At 65.0% G+C, this 22,836-nt stretch carries 19 protein-coding genes; 6 read left to right on the top strand and 13 right to left on the bottom strand.

Going from position 1 to position 22,836, the window contains the following annotated elements; genetic code table 11:
• Positions 1-20: 20 nt before the first annotated feature.
• Together ACSQ27_RS16020 and ACSQ27_RS16015 are read left to right on the top strand one after the other, a co-directional pair.
• Complete coding sequence (locus tag ACSQ27_RS16020) at positions 21-437, top strand: MarR family winged helix-turn-helix transcriptional regulator (protein ID WP_436156491.1); 417 nt, start codon at positions 21-23, stop codon at positions 435-437.
• A gap of 86 nt (positions 438-523) precedes the next feature.
• Positions 524-922, top strand: a complete 399-nt coding sequence (locus tag ACSQ27_RS16015) for a tautomerase family protein (protein WP_436156490.1) — start codon at positions 524-526, stop codon at positions 920-922.
• A 10-nt stretch (positions 923-932) separates the two neighbouring features.
• Here ACSQ27_RS16015 and ACSQ27_RS16010 read toward each other — a convergent pair whose 3' ends face one another.
• Positions 933-2,552 carry an ABC transporter permease gene (locus ACSQ27_RS16010; protein WP_436156489.1) on the bottom strand — a complete coding sequence of 540 codons (1,620 nt, stop codon included), beginning with the start codon at positions 2,550-2,552 and terminating at the stop codon, positions 933-935.
• Positions 2,553-2,664: 112 nt separating this feature from the next.
• Between ACSQ27_RS16010 and ACSQ27_RS16005 the strand changes: the two genes are divergently transcribed.
• Entirely contained in the window at positions 2,665-3,738 is a 1,074-nt protein-coding gene (locus ACSQ27_RS16005) for an ABC transporter ATP-binding protein (RefSeq protein WP_436156488.1), read from the top strand.
• A gap of 101 nt (positions 3,739-3,839) precedes the next feature.
• Here ACSQ27_RS16005 and ACSQ27_RS16000 read toward each other — a convergent pair whose 3' ends face one another.
• From ACSQ27_RS16000 to ACSQ27_RS15975, 6 genes are read right to left on the bottom strand one after another with little or no spacing between them, the layout of a single operon-like run.
• Positions 3,840-4,589: a lysophospholipid acyltransferase family protein gene (locus ACSQ27_RS16000; protein ID WP_436156487.1), complete on the bottom strand. Its 750-nt coding sequence runs from the start codon at positions 4,587-4,589 to the stop codon at positions 3,840-3,842.
• A 15-nt stretch (positions 4,590-4,604) separates the two neighbouring features.
• On the bottom strand, positions 4,605-5,903 hold the full coding sequence (locus tag ACSQ27_RS15995) for a dihydroorotase (protein ID WP_436156486.1): 1,299 nt from the start codon (positions 5,901-5,903) through the stop codon (positions 4,605-4,607).
• Complete coding sequence (locus tag ACSQ27_RS15990; RefSeq protein WP_436156485.1) at positions 5,900-6,862, bottom strand: aspartate carbamoyltransferase catalytic subunit; 963 nt, start codon at positions 6,860-6,862, stop codon at positions 5,900-5,902. Before ACSQ27_RS15990 ends, ACSQ27_RS15995 begins: the two co-directional genes overlap by 4 nt.
• A gap of 51 nt (positions 6,863-6,913) precedes the next feature.
• A complete protein-coding gene (gene pyrR, locus ACSQ27_RS15985; RefSeq protein WP_436156484.1) occupies positions 6,914-7,426 on the bottom strand; it encodes a bifunctional pyr operon transcriptional regulator/uracil phosphoribosyltransferase PyrR in 513 nt (170 codons plus the stop codon).
• Positions 7,423-7,854, bottom strand: coding sequence for a Holliday junction resolvase RuvX (ruvX, locus tag ACSQ27_RS15980; protein ID WP_436156483.1), 432 nt, complete (start codon positions 7,852-7,854; stop codon positions 7,423-7,425). The genes pyrR and ruvX overlap by 4 nt, the downstream gene beginning before the upstream one ends.
• Positions 7,851-8,438, bottom strand: coding sequence for a YqgE/AlgH family protein (locus tag ACSQ27_RS15975; protein WP_007864998.1), 588 nt, complete (start codon positions 8,436-8,438; stop codon positions 7,851-7,853). The genes ruvX and ACSQ27_RS15975 overlap by 4 nt, the downstream gene beginning before the upstream one ends.
• A 67-nt stretch (positions 8,439-8,505) precedes the next feature.
• On the opposite strand from ACSQ27_RS15975, the gene ACSQ27_RS15970 reads away from it, so the two are divergent.
• Positions 8,506-9,978: a cryptochrome/photolyase family protein gene (locus tag ACSQ27_RS15970; RefSeq protein ID WP_436156482.1), complete on the top strand. Its 1,473-nt coding sequence runs from the start codon at positions 8,506-8,508 to the stop codon at positions 9,976-9,978.
• Positions 9,979-10,064: 86 nt separating this feature from the next.
• Here ACSQ27_RS15970 and ACSQ27_RS15965 read toward each other — a convergent pair whose 3' ends face one another.
• From ACSQ27_RS15965 to ACSQ27_RS15940, 6 genes are all read right to left on the bottom strand, one after another.
• Positions 10,065-16,229, bottom strand: coding sequence for an Hpt domain-containing protein (locus ACSQ27_RS15965; RefSeq protein ID WP_436156481.1), 6,165 nt, complete (start codon positions 16,227-16,229; stop codon positions 10,065-10,067).
• Between the two features lie 72 nt (positions 16,230-16,301).
• A complete protein-coding gene (locus tag ACSQ27_RS15960; protein ID WP_436156480.1) occupies positions 16,302-18,593 on the bottom strand; it encodes a methyl-accepting chemotaxis protein in 2,292 nt (763 codons plus the stop codon).
• Positions 18,594-18,623: 30 nt separating this feature from the next.
• Positions 18,624-19,154, bottom strand: a complete 531-nt coding sequence (locus tag ACSQ27_RS15955; protein ID WP_436156479.1) for a chemotaxis protein CheW — start codon at positions 19,152-19,154, stop codon at positions 18,624-18,626.
• A gap of 21 nt (positions 19,155-19,175) precedes the next feature.
• Positions 19,176-19,541 (bottom strand): response regulator transcription factor, encoded by a 366-nt coding sequence (locus ACSQ27_RS15950; RefSeq protein WP_007864987.1) that lies wholly within the window; start codon positions 19,539-19,541, stop codon positions 19,176-19,178.
• Positions 19,541-19,939, bottom strand: a complete 399-nt coding sequence (locus ACSQ27_RS15945) for a response regulator (RefSeq protein WP_007864980.1) — start codon at positions 19,937-19,939, stop codon at positions 19,541-19,543. The genes ACSQ27_RS15950 and ACSQ27_RS15945 overlap by 1 nt, the downstream gene beginning before the upstream one ends.
• A gap of 74 nt (positions 19,940-20,013) precedes the next feature.
• Complete coding sequence (locus ACSQ27_RS15940; RefSeq protein WP_074576308.1) at positions 20,014-20,187, bottom strand: rubredoxin; 174 nt, start codon at positions 20,185-20,187, stop codon at positions 20,014-20,016.
• Between the two features lie 82 nt (positions 20,188-20,269).
• Between ACSQ27_RS15940 and thiD the strand changes: the two genes are divergently transcribed.
• The gene (gene thiD, locus ACSQ27_RS15935) at positions 20,270-21,238 is read left to right on the top strand and encodes a bifunctional hydroxymethylpyrimidine kinase/phosphomethylpyrimidine kinase (protein ID WP_436156478.1); all 969 of its coding nucleotides are present in this window, start codon (positions 20,270-20,272) and stop codon (positions 21,236-21,238) included.
• Positions 21,219-22,553 (top strand): glutamate-1-semialdehyde 2,1-aminomutase, encoded by a 1,335-nt coding sequence (gene hemL, locus ACSQ27_RS15930; RefSeq protein ID WP_436156477.1) that lies wholly within the window; start codon positions 21,219-21,221, stop codon positions 22,551-22,553. Before thiD ends, hemL begins: the two co-directional genes overlap by 20 nt.
• The last annotated feature ends 283 nt before the right edge of the window (positions 22,554-22,836 follow it).

Below are 22,836 nucleotides of genomic sequence, written 5' to 3'. Positions count from 1 at the left end.
ATTACTGCTACAGTGCATCCATGTTTGACCACTGCCTTTATTTCAATACCACCGCGCTGGCCCGCCTGGTCGACAAGGAGTGGACGCTGGCTTTCAAGCCCTTCGGCGTCACCCCCTCGCAAGGTTTCATGCTGCGGCTGGTGCTCAAGCAACCCGGCATGCTGCAGCACGAGATCGCCGACGAACTGACAATTTCGCGCCCCACCGCCACGCGCCTGCTCGACGGCCTGCAGGCGCTGGGGCTGATTGAACGCAGGAGCCTGGAATCCGACGGCCGCCACTGGGCCGTGTTCCCCACCGCCGATGCCGAAGCAATGCATGCCGGCATCACCAAAGCCAGCGGCGACGTGACACGCCGCATCCAGCAACAGATCGGAAAGGAGAACTTCGATGAAACCGTAGCCCGTGTCAGGAGCGTGTCTTCCGCGCTGAAATGAAGCGCACGAAACGCTTTTCCATGTCCTTTTTTTTACCCATATAGTTGCATAGCTAACTATTTATTTCAACCCACCGGAGAAATCACATGCCCATCCTCAATGTCAAAGTCAGCCAGCCCGCCAGCCCCCAGCTGACGAACGCCATCGCCGAAACCCTGCTGGAGCTGACCACGCGCATCCTGCGCAAAAAACGCGAACTGACCGCCATCGCCATCGACTTCGTGCCGCCCGAGCACTGGATCGTGGGCGGCAGCACGCTGGCCAGCCAGGGCAAGAACAGTTTTTATTTCGACATCAAGGTGGTGGACGGCACCAACACCAAGGACGAAAAGGCGCAGTACGTGGCCGAGGCCTTTGCCGCCTTCGGCAAGCTGCTGGGCAATGTGCACGATGAAAGCTACATCTATGTGCACGACGTGCGCGCGGAGGCCTACGGCTTCGGCGGGCTGACGCAGGAGTACCGCTACATCAAGGCGAAGCCCTGAGGGCTGCCCCTTACTTTGAGCGCAGCGTGCGGCTCAGCAACGCCACCGGCAGCAGGCCGACCAACACCAGGGCCAGCGCCGGCAAGGCGGCTTCGCCGAGCCGCTCGTCGCGCGCCAGCTGGTAGGTGACGACCGCCAGGGTGTCGCTGTTGAAGGGCCGCAACACCAGCGTGGCGGGCAGCTCTTTCATGACGTCGACAAACACCAGCAGGCCGGCCGCCGCGACCGAGCGCTTGAGCAGCGGCCAGTGCACGCGCGCGAGTATGCCCAAGCCGGGTGTGCCCAGCATGCGCGCGCTGTCGTCAAAGCTGGCGGGAATGCGCGAATAACCGCTTTGCAGGCTTTGCAGGGCCACGGCGCTGAAGCGCACCAGGTAGGCCCAGACAATGCCCAGCACGGTCGCCGTGACCCAGTAGCCCGCGCCGGTTTGCGGCGCGGCCGCCTGCAGCCAGCCCACGGGCAGCAGCAGGCCGACCACGATGACCGCGCCCGGCACCGCATAGCCCAGGCTGGCCAGTTGCACCGCCACCCGGGTCAGCAGGTGCGGCTTGCGGCGCACGGCGAAGGCCAGGCCCAATGCCAGGCCGGTGGCCAGCAGCGCGCTCAGGCCTGCCAGCCAGACGCTGTTCAAGGTCCAGCCGAAGAATTTGTCCCACAGCAAATTGTCCCAGCCCAGGACCAGCGGGCGCAGCATGAACAGCACCGGCAGCACAAACCCCAGCGCGATCGGCACGGCGCACACACACCAGGCCGACAGGGCGCGCAGGCCTTGCAGTTGCACCGGCGCCGCGTCCTGCGCACCGGCGCGCGCGCCACGCCCGGTGGCAAAACGCATGCGTTTTTGCGCGCCGTGTTCTATCCACAGCAGCAGCGCGACGAAAAACAGCAGAACCGTGGCCAGCTGGGCGGCGGCGATGCGGTTGTCCATGGACAGCCAGGCCTTGTAGATGCCGGCGGTGAAGGTCTGGATGCCGAAGTAGCTGGAAACCCCGAAGTCGGCCAGGGTTTCCATCAGCGCCAGCGCGACACCGGCGGCCACGGCCGGGCGCGCCAGGGGCAGCGCCACACCGCGGATGCGGCGCGACAGCGGCGCACCCAGCAGCCGGGCCGCCTCCATCAGGTGAACGGCGCGCTCGGACAAAGCCGTGCGCGCGAGTAGGTAGACATAAGGGTAAAGCGCGACGGTGAACACCAGCACCGCGCCGCCCAGGCTGCGCACCTCGGGCAGCAGCCGGCCCTGCAGGCCGAACGACGAACGCAGCCAGCTTTGCAGGGGGCCGGCGTACTGCAGAAAGTCGGTATACGCATAGGCCAGCACATAGGCCGGCATGGCCAGCGGCAGCAGCAGCGCCCATTCAAACACCCGGCGGCCCGGAAACTCGAACAAGGTCACCGCGCTGGCCGTCGCCATGCCCACCACCGCCACGCCGAAGGCCACGCTGATGCACAGCAGCAAGGAAGTCGCTGTGTAGTCGGGAAGCACCGTCTGCAGCATCTGCAGCAGGATGGACTGTGCCTGGGCGTCGAACTGCAGCCAGGACAGCGCCACGGCGACGACCGGCAGCGTGAGCAGGGCCACCAGCAGAAAGAGCGCAACGGGAGGAAGAACAGAGATAAAGCGACGCAGCATGTAGCCCCGGAAACAGGCCTCTGCAGAAAAAGGGCCCTCCCCTTTGCTGCGTGCGCCATGGTGTTGCAGCGGTCACTGCAAATGAGAATTGTAAGCATCTACAATCGAACCCATGTTTCTGGATATCTCCCAGCTGGGCGTGCACTATGCCGGCCGTTCCAAACCAGCGGTCGACGGCGTGTCTTTCAGCCTCCAGGCGGGGGAGATCGGGGTCCTGATCGGCCCTTCGGGCTGCGGAAAAACCACCCTGCTGCGGGCCGTCGCCGGCCTGGAGCACGCCGGTGCCGGCAGCATCACGCTGGCCCGGCAGCTTGTCAGCAGCGCCACCGTCCATATTCCGGCCGAATCCCGCCGCATCGGCATGGTGTTCCAGGATTACGCGCTGTTTCCCCACCTCGACGCCGCCCACAACGTCGCTTTCGGCCTCACCCACCTGCCTGCCGCCCAGCGGCAGCAGCGCGTGGGCGAGGTGCTGGATCTCGTCGGCCTGGGCAATGTGCACAAGCGTTTCCCGCATGAACTCTCGGGCGGCCAGCAGCAGCGCGTGGCGCTGGCACGGGCACTGGCGCCGCAGCCGCGCCTGCTGCTGCTGGATGAGCCTTTTTCCAACCTCGACGTGGACCTGCGGGAACGCCTGGCGCACGAGGTGCGCGGCATCCTCAAGGCCGCCGGGGCGACCGCCCTGTTCGTCACGCACGACCAGCTCGAGGCCTTCGCCATCGGCGACCGCATCGGCGTGATGCACCAGGGGCGCCTGCACCAGTGGGACGAGGCCTATGCGCTCTACCACCGCCCCGCCACGCGCTTTGTGGCCGACTTCATCGGCCATGGCGTGTTCGCGCAAGCCCATATCGAGCAGCTCGGCGACGAGGTGGTGGTGCACACCGCGCTCGGCGACCTCACGGACATGCTGGAATGCCCCTTGCCGGGCGCTTATGCCGGCGGCTTGTGCGACGTGCTGCTGCGCGCCGACGACATCGTGCACGACGACAACGCCCCGGTCAAAGCGCAGATCCAGCGCAAGGCCTTTCGCGGGTCGGAGTTTTTGTACACGCTCAAGCTGCAGACGGGCGAGACGGTGATGGCGCATGTGCCTTCACACCACAACCACGCGCTGGGCGAGTGGATAGGCATACGGGCCGAGGTCGACCACGTCGTGACCTTCCCGCGAGAAACTGGTGCCTGAGAGCCGCTCACAAAACCCAGCGAAGCGGTCCTGGCTAGGCGCGTCGCCGCAGACAGTGCACCAGCACGGCAAGGCGGCGCAACAACGCCAGGAGGGTTTTGTTAGCGGCTCTCAGCCTGCTGCCGCAAGCTTTCAATATCTTCGCGCAGCGTCTGCGCCCACATTCGCCGCGTCTGCCCCTGGGGCTGCTGCGGCTCGCCGAAGACCACCACCGCCTTGAGCGGCGGCGCCGTCAAGGTCCGCCAGATCGAGCCGGCCAGGGTCTCGTCATCCACATAGCTGGGCGCGAAGCTCGTGGCGCCGCTGGCGGCATCGACGAACTTGAGCGCCACCGGCTGCACCGGCACCGAGGCCTCGATGGCCGCCTGGATCAGGTTGGCATGGAAGTGCTTGAGCGTGATGCCGTCGCCCGTCGTGCCTTCGGGAAACACCGCCAGGATGTCGCCGGCCTGCAGGCGTTCGGCCATCTGCGTGACCACCCGGTGCGCGTCGCGCCGCGACGCGCGCTCGATGTACAGCGAGCCGGCACCGTCGGACAGCGTGCGCACAAAAGGCCAGTCCCGCACATCCGACTTCGAAACAAAACGGCAGTGGCGCGAGGCATGCATCACCAGGATGTCCAGCCACGAGATATGGTTGGCCACCAGCAGCGCGGGGCCGGCGGCGGGCGGGGTTCCCATGACGATCAGTTCGATACCGACGATGCGCAGCATGGCGCCGGCCCAGACCTGCACGCGCGCCTCGCGGTCGGCCTGGTCCAGCTTGGGAAACCGCGTTTTAATCGTCCAGAAGCCTTGCACCGCGTGCACGGTGGCGCGCAGCAGCGTCCAGCAGAAGCGAAGCCATCTCATGGGCTTGCGTGCGCCTCAGTGCGAAGTTTCGTAGGCGAGCTGACCACCCACCACGGTCCATCGCACGCGCACCGGCATCTGGTGGCCAGAGAACGGGGTGTGCTTGCCCTGGCTGCGCAGCGCGGCCGGCTCGACCGTCCATTCGCCTTTGGGGTCGAACACGCAGAGATCGGCCACACCGCCTTTGACCAGCCGGCCTGAACTGCTTTGCAGCGTGCCCAGTGCGTCACCCAGCACGCGCGCGGGCTCGCTGGTCAGCACTGCCAGCGCGCGAACCATCCCGGCGCCGCTGTCGCTGCCCCACTTGCAGGCCAGGCCCAACAGCAGTTCCAGGCCCGTGGCGCCCGGCTCGGCCTCGGCGAAGGGCAGCGTCTTGGCATCTTCATCAACCGGAGTGTGGTCGGACACCAGCGCATCGATGGTGCCGTCGGCCAGGCCCTGGCGTATGGCGTCGCGGTCGCGCTGCTGGCGCAGCGGCGGATCCAGCCGCATGCGGCTGTCGAAGTAGCCGATGTCCACGTCGGTCAGGTGCAGGCTGTTGATGCTCACGTCGCAACTCACGGCCAGGCCCTCGGCCTTGGCCCTGGCGACCAGCGCCACACCCGCGGCGCTGCTGATGCGGCACAGGTGCACGCGCGCGCCGGTGGCGCGCACCAGTTCAAAAATCGTATGCAGCGCGATGGTCTCGGCGGCGACGGACACGCCGCTCAGGCCCAGGCGCGTGGCCAGCGCGCCGCTGGCGGCCACGCCCTGGCCCAGGTAGAGCTCCTGCGGCCGCAGCCACACGGTGTAGCCGAAGGTCGAGGCGTATTGCAGCGCGCGCATCATCACCTGGGTGTTGGCCAGCGGCACTTCGGCCTGGCTGAAACCGACGCAGCCGGCCTCGGTCAGCTCGACCATCTCGGTCAGCGTTTCGCCCTTGAGCGCGCGGGTCAGCGCGCCCAGCGGGAACACGCGCGACTGGTGCAGCTTTTCGGCGCGGAACTTGAGCATCTCGACCAGGCCGGGCTCGTCGAGCACTGGGTCGGTGTCGGGCGGACAGACCAGGCTGGTCACGCCGCCGGCCACGGCCGCGGCCAGCTCGCTCTCGAGCATGCCTTCGTGTTCATGCCCAGGCTCGCGCAGCCGGGCCGACAGGTCAATGAGGCCGGGCGCGACGATGCAGCCCGTGGCGTCTATGGTCTTGTTGGGCGCGAAATCGGCGGGTGTGTTTTTGAGCGAGACGATGCGGCCGGCCGCGATGGCGACGTCGCAGGTTTCGTCGAAACCGGAGCCGGGGTCTATGACGCGGCCGTTCTTGATGAGTATCTTCATGCTTCGTTTCCTGCAACTATGCTCATGACCGCCATGCGGACCGCGATGCCGAAAGTGACCTGCGGCAGGATCACGCTCTGCGTGCCGTCGACCACCGCCGAGTCGATCTCGACGCCTCGGTTGATAGGGCCGGGGTGCATGACGATGGCGTCGGGTTTGGCCAGCTGCAGCTTCTCGGTGGTCAGGCCAAAGCTCTTGAAGAACTCCTGGCTGCTGGGCAGCAGCGCGCCCGACATGCGTTCGTTCTGCAGGCGCAGCATGATGACCACGTCGGCGTCCTTGATGCCTTCTTCGAGCGTGTTGCAGACACGCACGCCCATCTGCGCCATGTCGGCCGGCACCAGGGTCTTGGGGCCGACCACGCGCACCTCGGGGCAGCCCAGCGTAGTCAGCGCGTGGATGTCGGAGCGCGCCACGCGCGAGTGCAGCACGTCGCCGACGATGGCGACGGTGAGCTTGCTGAAATCCTTTTTGTAGTGCCGTATGGTGTACATGTCCAGCAGGCCCTGCGTGGGGTGCGCGTGGCGCCCGTCGCCGGCGTTGATGACGTGCACGTGCGGGGCCACGTGCTGGGCGATCAGGTAGGGCGCGCCCGATTCGCTGTGGCGCACCACAAACAGGTCGGCCGCCATGGCGCTCAGGTTGGCGATGGTGTCCAGCAGCGACTCGCCCTTGGAGGCCGAGGAGCGCGCGATGTCCAGGTTGATGACGTCGGCCGACAGGCGCGTGGCAGCGATCTCGAAGGTGGTGCGGGTGCGCGTGGAGTTTTCAAAAAACAGGTTGAAAACGCTCTTGCCGCGCAGCAGCGGGACTTTTTTGACTTCGCGGTTGTTGACGCTGACGAAGTTGGCGGCGGTGTCCAGGATTTGCGTCAGCGTGGCCTTGGGCAGGCCTTCGATGGACAGCAGGTGGATCAGCTCGCCGTTCTTGTTGAGTTGCGGGTTTCGTCGGTACAGCACGGTGTGGACTCCTCTTGTTCTCTTATGGGTCTCGTTTTATTCTGGAATGGCTCAGGCCTGGTGGTCCTGCACCTGGAAACTGAACTTGCCGTCTTCGGCGCGCGCCAGTTCCAGCGACTGCGAGGCCGGCAGCGCCACCCGCGCCACGGCAAGGTCGGGCTGCACCGGCAGCTCGCGCCCGCCGCGGTCCACCAGCACCACCAGCTTGACGCTGGCGGGTCGGCCGTAGTCAAACAGTTCGTTGAGCACGGCGCGGATGGTGCGCCCGGTGTAGAGCACGTCGTCGACCACGATGAGGTGGGCGCCGTTCACGTCGAAGGGCAACAATGTCTGCCCGCTGGAAGCCAGGCCGCGCTGCGAAAAATCGTCGCGGTGCATGGAGGACGACAAAATGCCGGCCTCGCCGGCCAGGCCCAGGTCTTTTTGCAGGCGCAGCGCCAGCCAGGCGCCGCCCGAGGCCACACCGACCAGCATGGGCGGCTGGGGATAGGACGCCAGCTGCTGGCGCATGCCGCGCAGCAGGTCGCTGTACAGCGCCTCGGCGTCCAATGTCAGGCTGCTCATGGAAGACTCCTTAAAAACTGTTCGAGGATGATGCAGGCCGAAGCGGCGTCGGCGTCAAGCGCGCCGCCGGCCAGGGCTTCGGTGGTGCTGTAGCGCTCATCGACTTCGAAGACCTGCAGGCCGAAGCGGCCGCGCAGCTGGCGGGCGAACTTCTGCGCGCGCAGGGTATTGTCGTGGCTGGCGCCGTCGGGGTGGAAGGGAATGCCGACCACCAGCGCATCGGGCTGCCATTCCTTGATGCGCGCTTCCACGGCCTTGAGGCGGGCATCACTGCCTTCCGCGGAAATGGTGGCCTGCGGCGAGGCGGTGCGTGTCAGCACATTGCCGGTGGCCACGCCGGTGCGCTTGAGACCGAAGTCGAAAGCCAGAAAGGTGTGAAGGTTGGAATTGGCCTTGACGGCCGGGGAAGGCATGGCCGCGAGGCTCATGCGTGGCCGGCCTCGGGAGAGAGCATCCAGCTTTGGAGGCCCAGCAGCATCAGCGCCTTGTCGTAGCGCTGCTCGACCGGCGTGTCGAAGATCACGCCGACGTCGGCGGCGACGGTGAGCCAGCTGTTGTCGGAGATTTCCGATTCGAGCTGGCCTTCACCCCAGGCCGAATAACCCAGGGAGACAAACACCCGGCGCGGGCCAGCGCCCGTGGAGAGCGCTTCCAGCACGTCCTTGGAGGTGGTCATTTCGAGGCCGCCGGGAATCGTCATGGTCGACGCATACACCGATTCGTTGCCGGGCATCATGGATTCGTGGAGCACAAAACCGCGCTCGGTCTGCACCGGGCCGCCCTGGAATACCGGGGCCTGCGTCAGGTCGTCGCGGCGCAGGGGCAGCTCGACTTTGTCGAACAGGTTTTTGAGGTTGATGTCGCTGGGCTTATTGATGACCAGCCCCAGCGCGCCGCGGTCGCTGTGCTCGCACATATAGACCACGCTTTTGGCGAAAGCTTCGTCATCCATCCCCGGCATGGCGATGAGGAAGTGATGCGTGAGGTTGATCGATGCGGAATCCGTGGCCATGGGAGGATTTTACGCGCACTCGACGGCCGGGACCAAGGCATGCCGTCGCTTTCGCTACCATCCCACCATGCAAAAGAAATACCGGGCCGGCCTGATGTGGTTCAGGCGCGACCTGCGAGTTCAGGACAACGCCGCGCTGTACCACGCGCTAAAAGCTTGTAAGCAGGTGTTTTGTGTCTTCGTGTTCGACAGTGACATCCTGGACACCCTGCCCCGGGCCGACCGCCGTGTGGAATTCATACACAAATCCGTGCTGAGCCTGGACGGCCAGCTGCAACGGCTGGGCGCCGCGAACGGCAATCCGCATTCGGGCCTCATCATGGTGCATGGCCGCGCCGGCGACACCGTGCCGCGGCTGGCTGCGGAACTGCCGGTTGACGCAGTGTTCGCCAACCATGACGACGAACCCCAATCCCTCGCGCGCGACGCCGCCGTGCAGGCCGCGCTGGAAGACCGGGATGTGGCCTTCCACAGCTTCAAGGACCACGTAATTTTTGAGCGCCAGGAGGTGCTGACGCAGGCGGGCAAGCCTTACACGGTGTTCACGCCCTACAGGAACGCCTGGCTCAAAAAGGTGGACGATTTTTACCTCAAGCCTTACCCGGTAGAGCGTTACGCGGCAGCGCTGGCGGCCGTGCCCGATGAAAAGCGTGCCGTTCCCTCGCTGGCCGGGCTCGGCTTTGAAAAGACCAATCTGGCGGCGCTCAAGATACCCACAGGCAGCGAAGGCGCAGACCGGCTTTTTGAGGAATTCAAAAGCCGCATGGCCAACTACAAGTCGGCGCGCGACTTTCCCGCCGTCAAGGGGCCCAGCTACCTGGGCGTGCACCTGCGCTTCGGCACGGTGTCGATCCGGCGCCTGGCCGCAGCAGCCCTGAGCCCGGAACACCGGGACAGCGAAGGCGCCGCGACCTGGCTCAGTGAACTGGTCTGGCGGGATTTTTATGCGCAGATCCTGGGCAACTTCCCGCATGCCGTGCACAGCGCGTTCAAGCCTGAATACGATGCGATTCAATGGGAAAGCGGCGGCAAGGCCGACAGGCTGTTCCAGGCCTGGTGCGAGGGCCGCACCGGCTACCCGCTGGTCGACGCCGCCATGGCGCAGATCAACCAGACCGGCTATATGCACAACCGCCTGCGCATGGTGACGGCGAGCTTCCTGGTGAAAGACCTGGGCATCGACTGGCGCCGGGGCGAGCGCTACTTCGCCGAGAAACTCAATGATTTCGACCTGTCGGCCAACAACGGCGGCTGGCAATGGGCGGCAAGCACGGGCTGCGATGCGCAGCCGTATTTCCGCATCTTCAACCCGGTGGGCCAGAGCGAAAAGTTCGACGCGGACGGCAGCTTCATCCGCCGGTATGTGCCGGCGCTGGCAAAGTTGCCCGCCCCTGCCATCCACAGCCCCTGGCTGGCCGGGCCGCTGGAACTGGCCGCCGCAGGCGTGGTGCTGGGCCGGGACTACCCGCTGCCCATCGTGCGGCACGACGAAGCCCGGGCGCTGACGCTGCAGCGCTATGCGGTCGTGAAAAAGGCCTGAGAGAAGCTCTCAAGCCTTTTTATTTTTCAGGAGCCACTTACCAGCGTCCCGCCTGGGCTGCAGCCTGATTTTGCTGCTTTTTTGCCTCAGGCGGAAGCGACGGTCTCGGCAGCACAGTAGTGCCGCACCAGGCTCATCAGTTCTTCTTCGGAGAAAGGTTTGCCCAGGTAGTGGTCAACGCCGAGTTCCTTGGCATGCTCACGATGCTTTTCAGCGATGCGCGAGGTGATCATGATGATGGGCAGGTTGTTCAGGCGCACGTCGCCGCGGATGTTGCGTGCCAGGTCGAAGCCGTCCATGCGCGGCATCTCGATGTCCGACAGCACCACCGCCGGCCGCTCTTCCTGCAGGCGTTCAAGCGCCTGCAGGCCGTCGGCCGCCATGGAGACACGGTAGCCTTCACGTTGCAGCAGGCGCTGCGTGACGCGGCGCACCGTGATGGAATCATCGACCACCAGAATCAGCGGAATCTGCGGAGCGGAAGGCAAGGCCGGCGCTTTCGCGACGCTGCCCGCCGCCGTGGCGCCAGCGCCTTCGAGCACGTGCGGCTCGGCGCGGTCGGTACTCCAGGCGCGGGCCTGCTGGCCGTACACGGAAGCCAGCGCCACCGGGTTGTAGATCAGCACGACCGCGCCGGATGCCAGCACGGACATGCCTGCCAGGCCCGGCAGGCGCGACAGCTGCGGCCCGAGATTCTTCACCACAACTTCCTGGTTGCCCAGAACTTCATCGACGTGCAGGGCGATGCGCTGCGCGGCGCTTCGGAAAATCACGACGGGCGTGGTCTTGCCCTGGACTTCGCCGCTGTGGTGCGAAGCCTGCAGCAGGGCGCCCGACCAGAAGAAAGGCATGGACTCACCGGCGATCTCCATCGTGCCGGTGTTGTAGGCCTGCTGCAGTTCCTTGGCGGACGCGCGGCGCACGGTTTCCACCACGTTGGCGGGCACGCCCACCGAGAGGTTGCCGGCGCGGATCATCACCACCTGCGTCACGGCCGTGGTCAGCGGCAGCACCAGCTTGAAGTGGGTGCCTTTGCCTGTCACGGTGGAAGTTTCAATCCGGCCGCCCAGCGAGTTGACCTCGGAGCGGACCACGTCCATGCCGATGCCGCGGCCGGCCAGTTCGGTCACCTGGGCGGCGGTGGAGAAACCGGGCATGAAGATCAGGTTGGCGGCGTCGCTGTCTTCCAGGGCCTGGTCCGGCGCGATCATGCCGAGGCTGACGGCTTTTTCGCGAATGCGGCGCAGGTCCAGGCCGGCGCCGTCATCGCTGAAGTCGACCGAAACGTCGTTGCCTTCCTGGCGCAGGTGGACGGTGATCAGGCCGACCGGGTCCTTGCCCGCGTTGGTGCGGGTCTCGGTGCTTTCAATGCCGTGGGCCACGCAATTGCGCAGCAGGTGTTCGAAGGCGGGGGTCATGCGGTCCAGCATGCCGCGGTCCATCTCGATGGTGCCGCCCAGCAGGTCCAGCTTCACCTGTTTGCCGGTTTCCTTGGAAGCCTGGCGCACCACGCGGTACAGGCGCTCGGAAATACCTTCAAACTCCACCATGCGCGTGCGCAGCAGGTCGCGCTGCAGTTCGCGGGTCTGGCGGGCCTGGGCGATCAAGTCGTCTTCCGTGGCTTCCACCGTGCGCTGCAAGGTGCGCTGCACGGTCGCCACGTCGTTCACGGACTCGGCCATCATGCGCGTCAGTTCCTGCACGCGGGTGAAACGGTCGAACTCGAGCGGGTCAAACCCGGCCTGGGCCTCTTTGGCCTGTGCCAGGCGCGATTGCATCTGGGTTTCGGCCTGGAGTTCGATGTCCCGCAACTGCTGGCGCAAGCGGTTCAAGTTACCGCTCATGTCGTTCAGCGAGCCGCGCAGCTGGCTGAGTTCGGCTTCCAGGCGCGAGCGCGTGATCATGACCTCACCGGCCTGGTTGACCATGCGGTCCAGCAGCTGGGAACGCACGCGTATCGAGGCATTGGCGGCCTGCCGCAGGGGCTGCATGGCCATGGCCTGCGGTGCCGGCACGGAGAGTTTGCGCGAGCCGCCAGCCGCGGCAGCGACCGGCGCGGCGCTTTCCGCCGCCGTTTCAGGGGTGCCGGGGGCAGCCGCTTCCACAGCCGGGGAGACCGGTTCGGGCTCGGCAGCAGCGAGGGGCGCCAGCACCACGGGTGCGGCGGCAGCCGCCGCATCGGCGTTGCGCAGCGCTTCAAACGCCGCTTCCATCGCGTCAAAACGGTTGATCAGAGGTTCGAACTCGGCCGAGGCCGCGGCGTCGGAGCCGAGGAACTCAATTTCGGATTCGATCCGGTGCGCCATTTCGCCGAGGCGCAGGGCGCCGGCGAGCCGGGCGCTGCCCTTGAGCGTATGCAGTGCACGCAGCACCTCCATGCGCGCGCCCTGGTTGTCGGGGCGTGCGGACCACTGCCGGAGCGCGCCGCCCAGCTGGGGCATCAGTTCGGCGCCTTCTTCTTCAAAAATCGGGAACAGGTCGGGGTCGATCGCGTCGACCGCATCGATTTCCTCGTCCTCTTCGTCGCCGAAATTCTGTGCGGGCGCAGCCGGCGTGACCAGCCGCACCGGCGGGGCGACAGCCACCGGCGGCGCGACAAACGCGGCAGGCGGTGGCACGGGCGCGGCCTGCACGGGTGCAGGTGCAGGTGCGGGGACTTCGATGACGGGGACTTCCTCGACGGCCTCCATCACCACCGGCTCCGGTTCGGGCTCAGGCAATGGAGCGGACTCCAGGGCCGGCTCTTCGGGCGCGAAATCGTAGTCGGAGAACTCGGTGCCGGGAGGCAGGACCGAATCGGAGAAATCGAGTTGCCGCAAGCGCTCAAGCACGCCGGCGTCCGGCTCCTTGAGGAAGCCCGCGGCGAACTGGTGCAGCAGGCGGCGTATGTCTTCCGCGGCATCCACAAAGATCTGGCCGTACTTGGCAGCGCCGTTGCGGTGATGCGCGCGGGATTGCTGCAGGGCCTGCTCCAGCGCGCGGGCCATTTCGGACAGGGCGGCGAAACCGACCGTGGCGGAGCTGCCGGCCAGGGAATGCGCCAGGGCCACGGTGGAGTCGCTGACCGGCTGGTTGCGCTCCAGCGACCACTCGCTCACTTCCGTCACCAGCCTGCGCGACCATTCGTCGGCTTCGTTCAGGTAGACGTTGTAGAGCGGGATGCCTATGCGCAAAGTGCCTATGACCTTGACCTGCTCATCGCCACTGCCCTCTGCGGACATGGCACTGTCGGTGGCTTCCACGCGGTCCAGCGCATCGAGTTCCTGGACAGGAGCGGCTTCGCCAAAGGCGGCTTGAGGCGCCGCCGCAAGCGGCTGCGCAGGCGACGAAAAGTCGAAATTCAGGTCGGTGTCGGCGGCCGGGCCGGCCGTCGCGGGCTCTGCCGCTTCGGCATGGAAATGCTTGTCGAAGTCCGCGTCGGACAGCTCGATGGCTTCGGCAGTGTCCAGTTCCAGCGCCGGGCCGGCATCGGCAGGAACACCAGCGTCGGCGGAAATTGCCGACAGGCTGTCGAAATCGATGCCGGCGATCTCGCCTGCGGGCACACCCACCGGCTCAGCGGGTTTGGCGGGCGCGGCAGCGTCCAGGTCGTCAAACACCAGGTCAAAGTCCAGATCGGTCGCGGGTGCCTGCGCTTCGGCAGGTGCCGCGCTCACGGCCGCGGGCGTACCGGCGTCCAGATCAAAGTCAGGCAGGGAGAAAGCCTCGGCGGCAGCCGGCTCCGCAGCGGGCGCAACTTCAGCAACGGCTGCGGCGGCAGGAAGGTCCGCAGCGGCCAGCACCAGCGGGCTGTAGCGGCCTTCGGTGCGCATCGCATCGGCGCTGTTGCGGAAGGCGGATGCCGCCCAGGCGCCGTCCTTGTTCGCGGCGATGTCCGCGATCCAGTCCGCGAAACCACTCATGGCTTCGGAGGACAAGGCCCTGAATTCGTCGGTGGTGGGCTTCTGGTCGGCCAGCCAGGTGTTGAGCATCTGCTCCAGCGACCAGGCGGCTTCACCGAACTCGTTGAGCCCGACCATGCGCGAGCTGCCCTTGAGGGTGTGGAAAGCACGCCGCAGGACGGTGAGCTGCGAAATGTCGCCCGGATCGGAGGCCAGCGCGGCCAGGGCTTCCTGGCCGTTGCCGATCACCTCGCGCGCTTCCTCCAGGAAGATGTCGCGCAGATCGTCTTCTTCGAAGTCGTCGGACGCGGCCGGGCTTGCAGGCGCGGCCGGTGCCGGCGCCACGGTGAAGGCCAGCGTCGTCAGCGCGGTGGCGGCGGCGTCGGCATCGCTTGCGGACACGGCAACGGCGGCGTCACGCGCGGTCTGGGCCAAAGCCGGCTGTTCGGCCAGCGCCGCATGGGTCGCCAGGGCATCGAGCTTGACGGTGAGGTTGGCGTCGGTTTCGCCCTGGCCGGCATCCTGCACCACGGAAATGACTTCCTGAGACAGCATGTCGCTGTTGACGGTAACGGCCGAAGCGGCGCTCGCCGCATTCTGCGCGCGCCCCATCAGCGGCCGGAGTTCGCCTTTTTCATCGTCGTAGACAAACAGCTTCTTCGCCAGCGCGGGCTGGTAGTTCAGCATGTCGATCAGGAAGCTCAGGGCGCCCAGGTTGTTGCCCAGATGTTCGAACGTGCCCGCGGCGCGCGCCTGCTGCTCGTCGACTTCGGTGACCAGCATCTGCTCGACGCTGTCGCGCATGCGCAGCACCGCGTGGGAAGCCTGGTCCAGCCCCAGCACCGACAGCACGCCGCGCATCTGCGACAGCTGGCCGGGAACGGCTTGCAGCGTCACCTTGTCCTGCGGATTGCGGAAGAAAACATCCAGGGATTTTTCAAGTTCGCCCAGCGAAATGCGCAACTCGCCCACCACGCTGCCCATGGTCTGCTTGTCGCTGACGCGGCGGTACAGCTCTTCCATCCAGCCTTCCAGCGGCTGGGGTTGGCCGCCGGCCCTGACGCCTTCCAGGCGCTCGGCGAGGTTGGCTGTGCGCACCGCCAGTTGCGGGTCGTTGGGGTCCAGGTCGTCGAACGCGGCTTCCAGGTACAGCACCGAAGTGGCCACTTCCATCGCCAGTTCGATGCCGGGGGCATGGCCCGAGCGCACCGTGGTTTCCACGGCACGGCTCAGGGCCTGCGCCAGCGGCTCGCTCGGCGGATGGAGCTTGAGCAGGGAGTCGGTCACCAGGCTGAACTGGTCGCTGACCGTCTTGAATTTGTTGGCGTCCCCGGCGGACAGCGACGACCAGGTTTCCTTGGCCGAGGTGATGCGCTTGCGGGCCTGGGCCAGCAGGGCCGGGTCAAAACGCCCGAATTGGACGAGTTCGTAATCGACGGGCTTGAAGCGGTTCAGGCCATAGGCCGAGCGCACGGCCGACAGCACCGGCGTGTCGCTGGCACGCGCGGAAACCGCCTGTGAGCAGAAAAACAGCAGGTCCTGCGCCAGGCGGTCCGAAACGGAGGTGTCGCCTTTGGCCAGCGAGGCGTACTGCATCAGGATGCGGGAAGCGGCGCGCTTGACATACAGGTCGGAGCCCAGCAGGTCGTTGGCGACCGCTTCAAAGTAGGCTGCGGCTATTTTCCAGAAAATACGAGGCTGGCGGTCGGCCTGCCGGGCGGCAAACCCAAGGCTGAGTTCCCTGAGGTTTTTGCCGGCCTGCGGGGCCTTGCCCTTCATGATCTGCAGAACCGACTGGTCCAGGACGGCGCGCGCGCCGTCGTCATAGTTGCGCGGTTCGGCCGTGGCCGGGAGTTCGGGCTCCAGCCAGCGCCATTCGAAAGGCCACAGGTCGGCGGGATGGATGCGGTCGGCGCGCACCAGTTCCTGCACGTCGCGGTATTGGGGGAACAGGGACACGGCCGAAACGCGTTTGTCGGCCAGCACGCCCTCAAGGTATTCCGTCAGGGCAAAGCTGGCCCGTTCGATCTTGCCGGCGGCATCCTGGTTGCATTGCTCGGGCTGCTGCACAAACTTTTGCACCGCGGCTTCCATCGCGCGCAGCACCAGCGCGGGGCCGGCCAGGCCGACCATCTCCAGCGCGCCCACGGCCTGGTGCAGCTGCTGGCGGGCAATCCGCAGCTGGCTGGCGTCCACGGCCGCGAGGTCGGAGCCGCGGGCGGCTTCCGCGTCCCGCACGAAACGCTTGAGCGCCTTGGCAGCGCCGTCCAGCGACTTGCGAAGCTCGTCAAGCACCCATGCGAGGGGGCCTAGATCGTTGACCGCAAGATCGAGCTCGGCAGCGGTTGAGTTCGGGACGTTGGATTGCATAAATGGCGGGCCGGTTCAGGAATCGGTGTCAGAGGCTAAGGCGGCGATCAGCGCACGACGGGCAAACTGGCATCAGGCGATCTTGAATCGGGACACCGACTGGCGCAGCTCTTCAGCCATGCGGGAAAGATCGCGCACCTGCTGCGCCGTGGAACGGGTACCTTCTCCGGTTTGCTCCGTCACCGCGAAAATGTGCTGGATGTTGCCGGCCACCACGTTGGCCGAAGCGGCTTCGCGGGAGGCGGAGTTGGAAATCTGCTCAATCAGGTCGGCGAGGCGGCGTGACACCTGGTCAATCTCGGTCAGCGCGGTACCCGCGTTGTCGGACAGTTTGGCCCCTTCCACCACACCCTGCGTGGAGCGTTCCATAGCGGCCACGGCATCCTGCGTGTCGGTCTGAATGGCTTTCACCAGGGCCGAAATCTGACGCGTCGCATCGGCGGAACGTTCAGCCAGTCGCTGCACCTCTTCCGCAACCACCGAGAAGCCTCGTCCGGCTTCACCGGCTGACGCCGCCTGGATGGCCGCGTTCAGCGCCAGCACGTTGGTCTGTTCGGTAATGTCCGAGATCAGCTCGGTAATTTCACCAATCTCCTGGGACGATTCGCCCAGCCGCTTGATCCGCTTGGAGGTTTCCTGGATCTGGTCGCGGATGGAGTTCATACCGCCGATGGCGTTCTGCACGGCCTGCAGGCCGGATTCGGCGGCGGTCAGCGATTGGCGCGCCACCTGGGAAGATTCCTGCGCCTGTGTGGACACTTCATTGATTCGGGACGCCATGTCGAGCACCGACTGGCCGGTTTCACGAATCTCGCGCAGCTGTTCGGTGGACGCCGCCAGCAGCTCGGTGGAGGTACTTTCCACCTGGGCCGTCGTCTGCGCAACCCGGGTAGCCGTGTTCTGCACGTTACCCACCAGCTGCCGCAACTCTTCCACCGTGTAGTTCACCGAGTCGGCGATAGCGCCGGTAATGTCCTCGGTCACGGTCGCTTCCTGCGTCAAATCGCCTTCAGCCACTGTCTGCAACTCATTCATCAAACGCAAAATGGCGGCCTGGTTGGCGTCGTTGACGCGCTTGGCGTCCTGTTCCTGGCCCTTGGCTTCCTGGCGCTGCGTTTCCGCAACCGATTGGCGCTGCTGGCTGTCCAGCACCTGCAGACGGGCCAAGCCCGCCGCGCAAAGCAGCGCAAAAGCAGCGGCACCGGCCAGAATACCCAGCGAAACCACGCTCAGGCCGGTTTGCGAGGACAGCTTGCCCTGCAGGTCTTCCAGGCCGCGGCGAAGCGGTTCGCTGTCGGCAATGATGGAGGACTGCGCTTCACGGGCGGACACCAGGCCCTGCAAGTTGCCCAGAATGGCGCCGGCCTGAACACGCGTCTGCTCATAGAGCGCCATCAGCGCCTCGAGGCGTTCACGGGTTTGCGGGTCCTTGGAGCCGGCCAGGCGCAGCTCGGGGCTGCCTTCCTGCAGGCCCTGGGCGATTTCCTTGAACGAGTTCAAGTCCTTGCCCAGCAGGAACACGGCTTCGGGGCTCACGCCTTCCATGGTCAGGAATTCGTTGGCGGATTTACCGATACGCTGGGTCAACATCACCAGCTGGCCGGAGGCGGAGATTTCCGCCGGTGCCGCATTCTGCTGGAGCTTGAGCGAGGACACGGTTTCTGCGATTTCCAGCAAGTCGGAAGACTGGCGGTTGATGGTGCGCAGCGCGTTACCCACCTGGGTCAGGATGTTCTGCTGGCCCATCACGGTTTTGGCGTTCTTTTCGGCGCGTTCCATGAAGGGGGTGACTTTTTCCACGTCGGCCTGCAGGTCCTCGCTGACCGGGGCCAGGCGCAGGCTGTCTTCACCGGACTTCAGGCCGCGCACGGTTTTGGACAGGACTTCGGAGCTTTCGCGCACGTCAGGGAAAGCCTGGGCACTGCCCACCAGTGCCTGCGACACGGATTTCGCCAGACGCTGCGACTGCATCAGCGACTGGCCGGTAGCCGCCACCTGTTGGGCCACTTTGTCCGCCTGGCTCAGTGCCAGGAAGGTCACCGTACCGAGCGCCGCGACGGCCAATGCCAGCAGAAACACCAGAATCCGCTGATGTTGGCCGATAGTCCTGCGGCCCAGCACGGGCAGGCTCAGGAGCTCGACGTTGGCGGCGGATGCCGATTCTTCAGCCGTCGCAATGCGGCTGGACCCAAAGGCATCGTCATTGCCGTCCGGCTGCCGCACCGCGGCGGTCTGCAGGGAGGCTTCATCCATGGCGCCGGTTGCCAGTGGATCTGGCGTGCCGACGGAAGCCATGTCCATGCTGTCCTCGGGCTGGACGGACTTGGTTTTAAACAGCTTCTGGATATTTTCAATAACAGACATGGTGAGCCTTCCGGGGAGAAACAGTGTGCGCTATGCGCCTATCGTCAAAAAATGCGCTTGCTGGGCAAGCAACTGAAGGTTGATTTCCTGCCAGGTTGCACCGTTGAGGTCCACATACTGGTTGCCAAAGAAATCCGGCGCGTCGGGCGCTTTTTCGGAGAAATCGCTGAACGCGTCCTGGTTGCGCAGCCCGGAGAGCTTGTCGATCAGCAGCGCGCAATTGACTTCCAGGGCGCTGTTGAGCGCCACGAGGCGGGAGTCGGTCCGCGCGAGTTCATTTTTGGGAGGCGGCGCCTGGCCGCTCACGTAGCTGGCGAGGTCCACCACGCCAAACAGGCCGCCCCGCAGATTGGCAACCCCGGCGAACCAGTTTTGCGTGTACGGAACCGGCTGCGTGCTGACCCAGGGGAAGATTTCACCGGACTGGCTCAGCGGAAACAGGTACTTTTTCCCGCCCGCTTCCACGGCCAGCCAGGACGCGGCAACGCCTTGCGTACGCGCAATCTGCAACCTGTCGGCCAGCCGGGTTTGTAGTTCTCTAAGGGCTTGTCTGTTCGCCATGCTTTGGTTTTACGCCGTAAATCAGCCGAGGGCCTTGATCTTGGCCATCAGCTCATCCGCATCCACCGGTTTGGTGATGTAGTCGCGGGCGCCCTGGCGCATGCCCCAGACCCGGTCAGTTTCCTGGTTCTTGCTGGTGCACATCATGATGGGGATATCGGAATACAGCGGATCGCGCGTGATGGCACGCGTGAGCTGGAAACCGTTCTGGCCCGGCATCACCACGTCCATGAGGATCAGCTCGGGTTTGTCTTCTGCGAGGCGCCGGAACGCGTCTTCCGCATTTTCAGCAGTTTTGACCGTGAAACCATTTTTGACCAGCAGATCGGTCAGAAACATCAATTCGGTTTTGGAGTCGTCAACTACCAGTATTTTCTTGATTGCCATCACACTACTCCTTGTTTGGCGCTGCCCAGTTCCTGAACGGTCTGCAGCAGCTGATCTTTGGTAAAAGGCTTGGTCAGGTAGTCTTGCGACCCCACCATACGACCGCGCGCCTTGTCGAAAACGCCGTCCTTGGAGGACAGCATCACAATGGGAACGTTAGAGAACTTCACATTGCGCTTGATAATCGCACAGGTTTGGTAGCCGTCGAGGCGCGGCATCAAGATGTCGCAAAAAATCAGATGGGGTTCGTAGTCGTTGACCTTGGAAAGGGCGTCGAACCCATCCTCGGCCAGCAACACTTCATGCCCTCCCTGTTTCAGGAATATCTCGGCGCTACGCCGGATGGTATTGCTGTCATCGATGACCAAAACCTTCAGTCCGGAACTGGGAATGCTCACTGCCTATGCTCCTCATGTTGCAGGCGCCGGCGGTTGGCGCCGGTCTGCGATTGTCCAGGCTGGTAGCCGGGCACTTAGATCTGAACCATTTCAAAGTCTTCCTTGCGCGCCCCGCATTCGGGGCAGGTCCAGTTCATGGGCACTTGGGCCCATGGCGTCCCGGGTGCAATACCATGTTCGGGCGCGCCGGCAGCTTCGTCATAAATCCAGCCACAAATTAAACACATCCACGTCGTTGATTGAGTCACAGCTTAAGTTGCCTTCGAATAGAATGCAACAATTGTATCGAGGCGGCGTTGCTTATTCGCGTACAAGGCAAAATCGCAGCCTATGGCAAACCCCAAAATCCCTCAACTGGACAGCCGACAGCTCCAAATCGAGGACACCGACGCATCACCGGCCTGCGTCATGACATTCAATGCCAACGATCCCAGCGGAGCCGGCGGGTTGACAGCGGATATCGCCTCCATCACCTCGGCCGGCGCCCATGCGCTGGCGGTTGTAACAGGCGCCTATGTGCGCGACACAGCCGAGATCTTCGACCACTTCGCCTTCGACGAGGAAGCTGTAACAGACCAGGCCCGCTCGGCGCTCGAAGACATGCCGGTCTCGGCCATCAAGGTCGGTTTCGTCGGCAGCCCCGAAAACATTTCCACCATCGCCGAAATCGCCTCGGATTATGCCGATGTGCCGCTGATCGCCTACATGCCCAACCTTTCCTGGTGGGAAGAAAGCGAAATCGACAGCTACCTGGACGCCTTTCGTGAGCTGATGCTGCCGCAAACCACGGTGTTGGTCGGCAACCACAGCAGCCTGTGGCGCTGGCTGCTTCCCGACTGGCCCGGCGAGCGCAACCCCACCGCCCGCGACATCGCCAAAGCCGCCGCCGACCTGGGCGTGCCCTACACGCTGGTCACCGGCATCCCCATGCCCGAGCAGTTCATCGACAACGTGCTGGCCACACCGCAGGCGGTGCTTTACAGCGAGCGCTTCGAGCGCTTCGAGGCGATCTTTGCCGGCGCCGGTGACACCCTGTCCGCCGCCCTCTGCGCCCTGCTTGCCAACGGCCACGACCTGCAGGCAGCCACCGCCGAGGCCCTGACCTTCCTGGACCACAGCCTGGACGCCGGTTTTCACCCCGGCATGGGCAACATCGTGCCGGACCGCCTGTTCTGGGCGCAGGCCGATGTCGACCCCGAGGACGAATCCGGGGAAGAAGCGGGCGATACCAACGACGACGTCGAACTGACGTCCAAACCCTCTCTTGACCTGCCCCCCAATGGAACAACCAAACACTAAGCAGCCCGCCGTTTCCCCGACAGCCTCCCGCAACGACGCCCTCTTTGAACGCGCCAAAAAACTGATTCCGGGCGGGGTCAATTCCCCGGTCCGGGCCTTCAAGGCCGTGGGCGGCACGCCGCGCTTCGTGCAGCGCGCGCAAGGCGCCTATTTCTGGGATGCCGACGGCAAGCGCTACATCGACTACATCGGCTCCTGGGGGCCCATGATCCTGGGCCACGGGCATCCGGCGGTGCTTGAGGCCGTGCAAAAGGCCGCACTGGAAGGCTTTTCCTACGGCGCGCCCACCGAACGCGAGGTCGAGCTGGCCGAGGAAATCGTGCGGCTGGTGCCCTCGCTCGAAATGGTGCGGCTGGTGAGTTCGGGCACGGAAGCGGCCATGAGCGCCATCCGCCTGGCGCGCGGTGCCACCGGGCGCAGCAAGATCATCAAGTTCGAGGGCTGCTACCACGGCCATGCCGATGCCCTGCTGGTCAAGGCCGGCTCCGGCCTGGCCACCTTCGGCAACCCGACCAGCGCCGGCGTGCCGCCCGAAGTGGTGCAGCACACCCTGGTGCTCGAATACAACCACATCGCCCAGCTCGAAGAAGCTTTTGCCCTGCACGGCAAGGACATCGCCTGCCTGATGATCGAGCCCATCGCCGGCAACATGAATTTCGTGCGCGCCAGCCTGCCCTTCATGAAACGCTGCCGCGAACTGTGCACGCAGCACGGCGCGCTGCTGGTGTTCGACGAGGTGATGACCGGTTTTCGCGTGGCCCTGGGCGGCGCGCAAAGCGTTTATGCCCGCGGCATTCCCGGCTTCAAGCCCGACATGACGGTCATGGGCAAGGTCATCGGCGGCGGCATGCCGCTGGCGGCCTTCGGCGGCACCCGCGCCGTGATGGAGCAACTCGCGCCCCTGGGCCCGGTCTACCAGGCCGGCACGCTCTCCGGCAACCCGGTCGCCACCGCCTGCGGCCTGGCAACCTTGCGCGAGATATCCAAACCGGGTTTTTACGAAGCCTTGGGCGAGCGCACGCGCAGCCTGGTCACCGGCCTCACGCAGGCGGCCGCCAAGGCCGGCGTGCCGTTTTGCGGCGACAGCGAAGGCGGCATGTTCGGCTTTTTCCTGCTGGGGCAATTGCCGCAGAACTACGCCACGGTGATGACCACCGACGGGCCGTCGTTCAATCGCTTCTTCCATGCGATGCTCGACAGCGGGGTTTATTACGCACCTGCGTTGTACGAGGCTGGGTTTGTCAGCTCGGCCCATAGCGCTGCGGATATTGAGGCTACTGTGGATGCGGCGGCTCGGTTCTTTGCTGCTTCCTAGGTTGTTCTGACGGCAGGGGTTTCTTCTCAGTCCTGCTGGCCGGGGGTTGCCCGGCGGCAACTCACTTTCTTTTGCTTCGCCAAAAGAAAGTAAGCAAAGAAAAGGCGACCCTGGTTGCTGCGTCCCTCCGCTTCGCTACGGGCAACCTGCGGTGCTCGGTCCAGCCGGGGTCTCGCTAAACTCGCTTCGCTCAGACAACGCGATCCCTGATCCGTCTGGCCCTGCGCTCCTCGGCGCATCCACAAGGGGTGGGAGCGGGGAGAAGAAATTCAAATACTGAATA

It is taken from the genome of Polaromonas sp. LjRoot131 (genome assembly GCF_964252805.1).
In the GTDB taxonomy this organism is placed as follows: domain Bacteria; phylum Pseudomonadota; class Gammaproteobacteria; order Burkholderiales; family Burkholderiaceae_C; genus Polaromonas.
This window is presented reverse-complemented; position numbering and strand designations above follow the sequence as displayed.

Bases quoted from the DNA above. Each gene is read 5' to 3' on its own strand.
- ACSQ27_RS16020 (WP_436156491.1), top strand. From the start codon at position 21: ATGTTTGACCACTGCCTTTATTTCAATACCACCGCGCTGGCCCGCCTG.
- ACSQ27_RS16015 (WP_436156490.1), top strand. From the start codon at position 524: ATGCCCATCCTCAATGTCAAAGTCAGCCAGCCCGCCAGCCCCCAGCTG.
- ACSQ27_RS16010 (WP_436156489.1), bottom strand. From the start codon at position 2,552: ATGCTGCGTCGCTTTATCTCTGTTCTTCCTCCCGTTGCGCTCTTTCTG.
- ACSQ27_RS16005 (WP_436156488.1), top strand. From the start codon at position 2,665: ATGTTTCTGGATATCTCCCAGCTGGGCGTGCACTATGCCGGCCGTTCC.
- ACSQ27_RS16000 (WP_436156487.1), bottom strand. From the start codon at position 4,589: ATGAGATGGCTTCGCTTCTGCTGGACGCTGCTGCGCGCCACCGTGCAC.
- ACSQ27_RS15995 (WP_436156486.1), bottom strand. From the start codon at position 5,903: ATGAAGATACTCATCAAGAACGGCCGCGTCATAGACCCCGGCTCCGGT.
- pyrR (WP_436156484.1), bottom strand. From the start codon at position 7,426: ATGAGCAGCCTGACATTGGACGCCGAGGCGCTGTACAGCGACCTGCTG.
- ruvX (WP_436156483.1), bottom strand. From the start codon at position 7,854: ATGAGCCTCGCGGCCATGCCTTCCCCGGCCGTCAAGGCCAATTCCAAC.
- ACSQ27_RS15975 (WP_007864998.1), bottom strand. From the start codon at position 8,438: ATGGCCACGGATTCCGCATCGATCAACCTCACGCATCACTTCCTCATC.
- ACSQ27_RS15970 (WP_436156482.1), top strand. From the start codon at position 8,506: ATGCAAAAGAAATACCGGGCCGGCCTGATGTGGTTCAGGCGCGACCTG.
- ACSQ27_RS15965 (WP_436156481.1), bottom strand. From the start codon at position 16,229: ATGCAATCCAACGTCCCGAACTCAACCGCTGCCGAGCTCGATCTTGCG.
- ACSQ27_RS15960 (WP_436156480.1), bottom strand. From the start codon at position 18,593: ATGTCTGTTATTGAAAATATCCAGAAGCTGTTTAAAACCAAGTCCGTC.
- ACSQ27_RS15955 (WP_436156479.1), bottom strand. From the start codon at position 19,154: ATGGCGAACAGACAAGCCCTTAGAGAACTACAAACCCGGCTGGCCGAC.
- ACSQ27_RS15950 (WP_007864987.1), bottom strand. From the start codon at position 19,541: ATGGCAATCAAGAAAATACTGGTAGTTGACGACTCCAAAACCGAATTG.
- thiD (WP_436156478.1), top strand. From the start codon at position 20,270: ATGGCAAACCCCAAAATCCCTCAACTGGACAGCCGACAGCTCCAAATC.
- hemL (WP_436156477.1), top strand. From the start codon at position 21,219: ATGGAACAACCAAACACTAAGCAGCCCGCCGTTTCCCCGACAGCCTCC.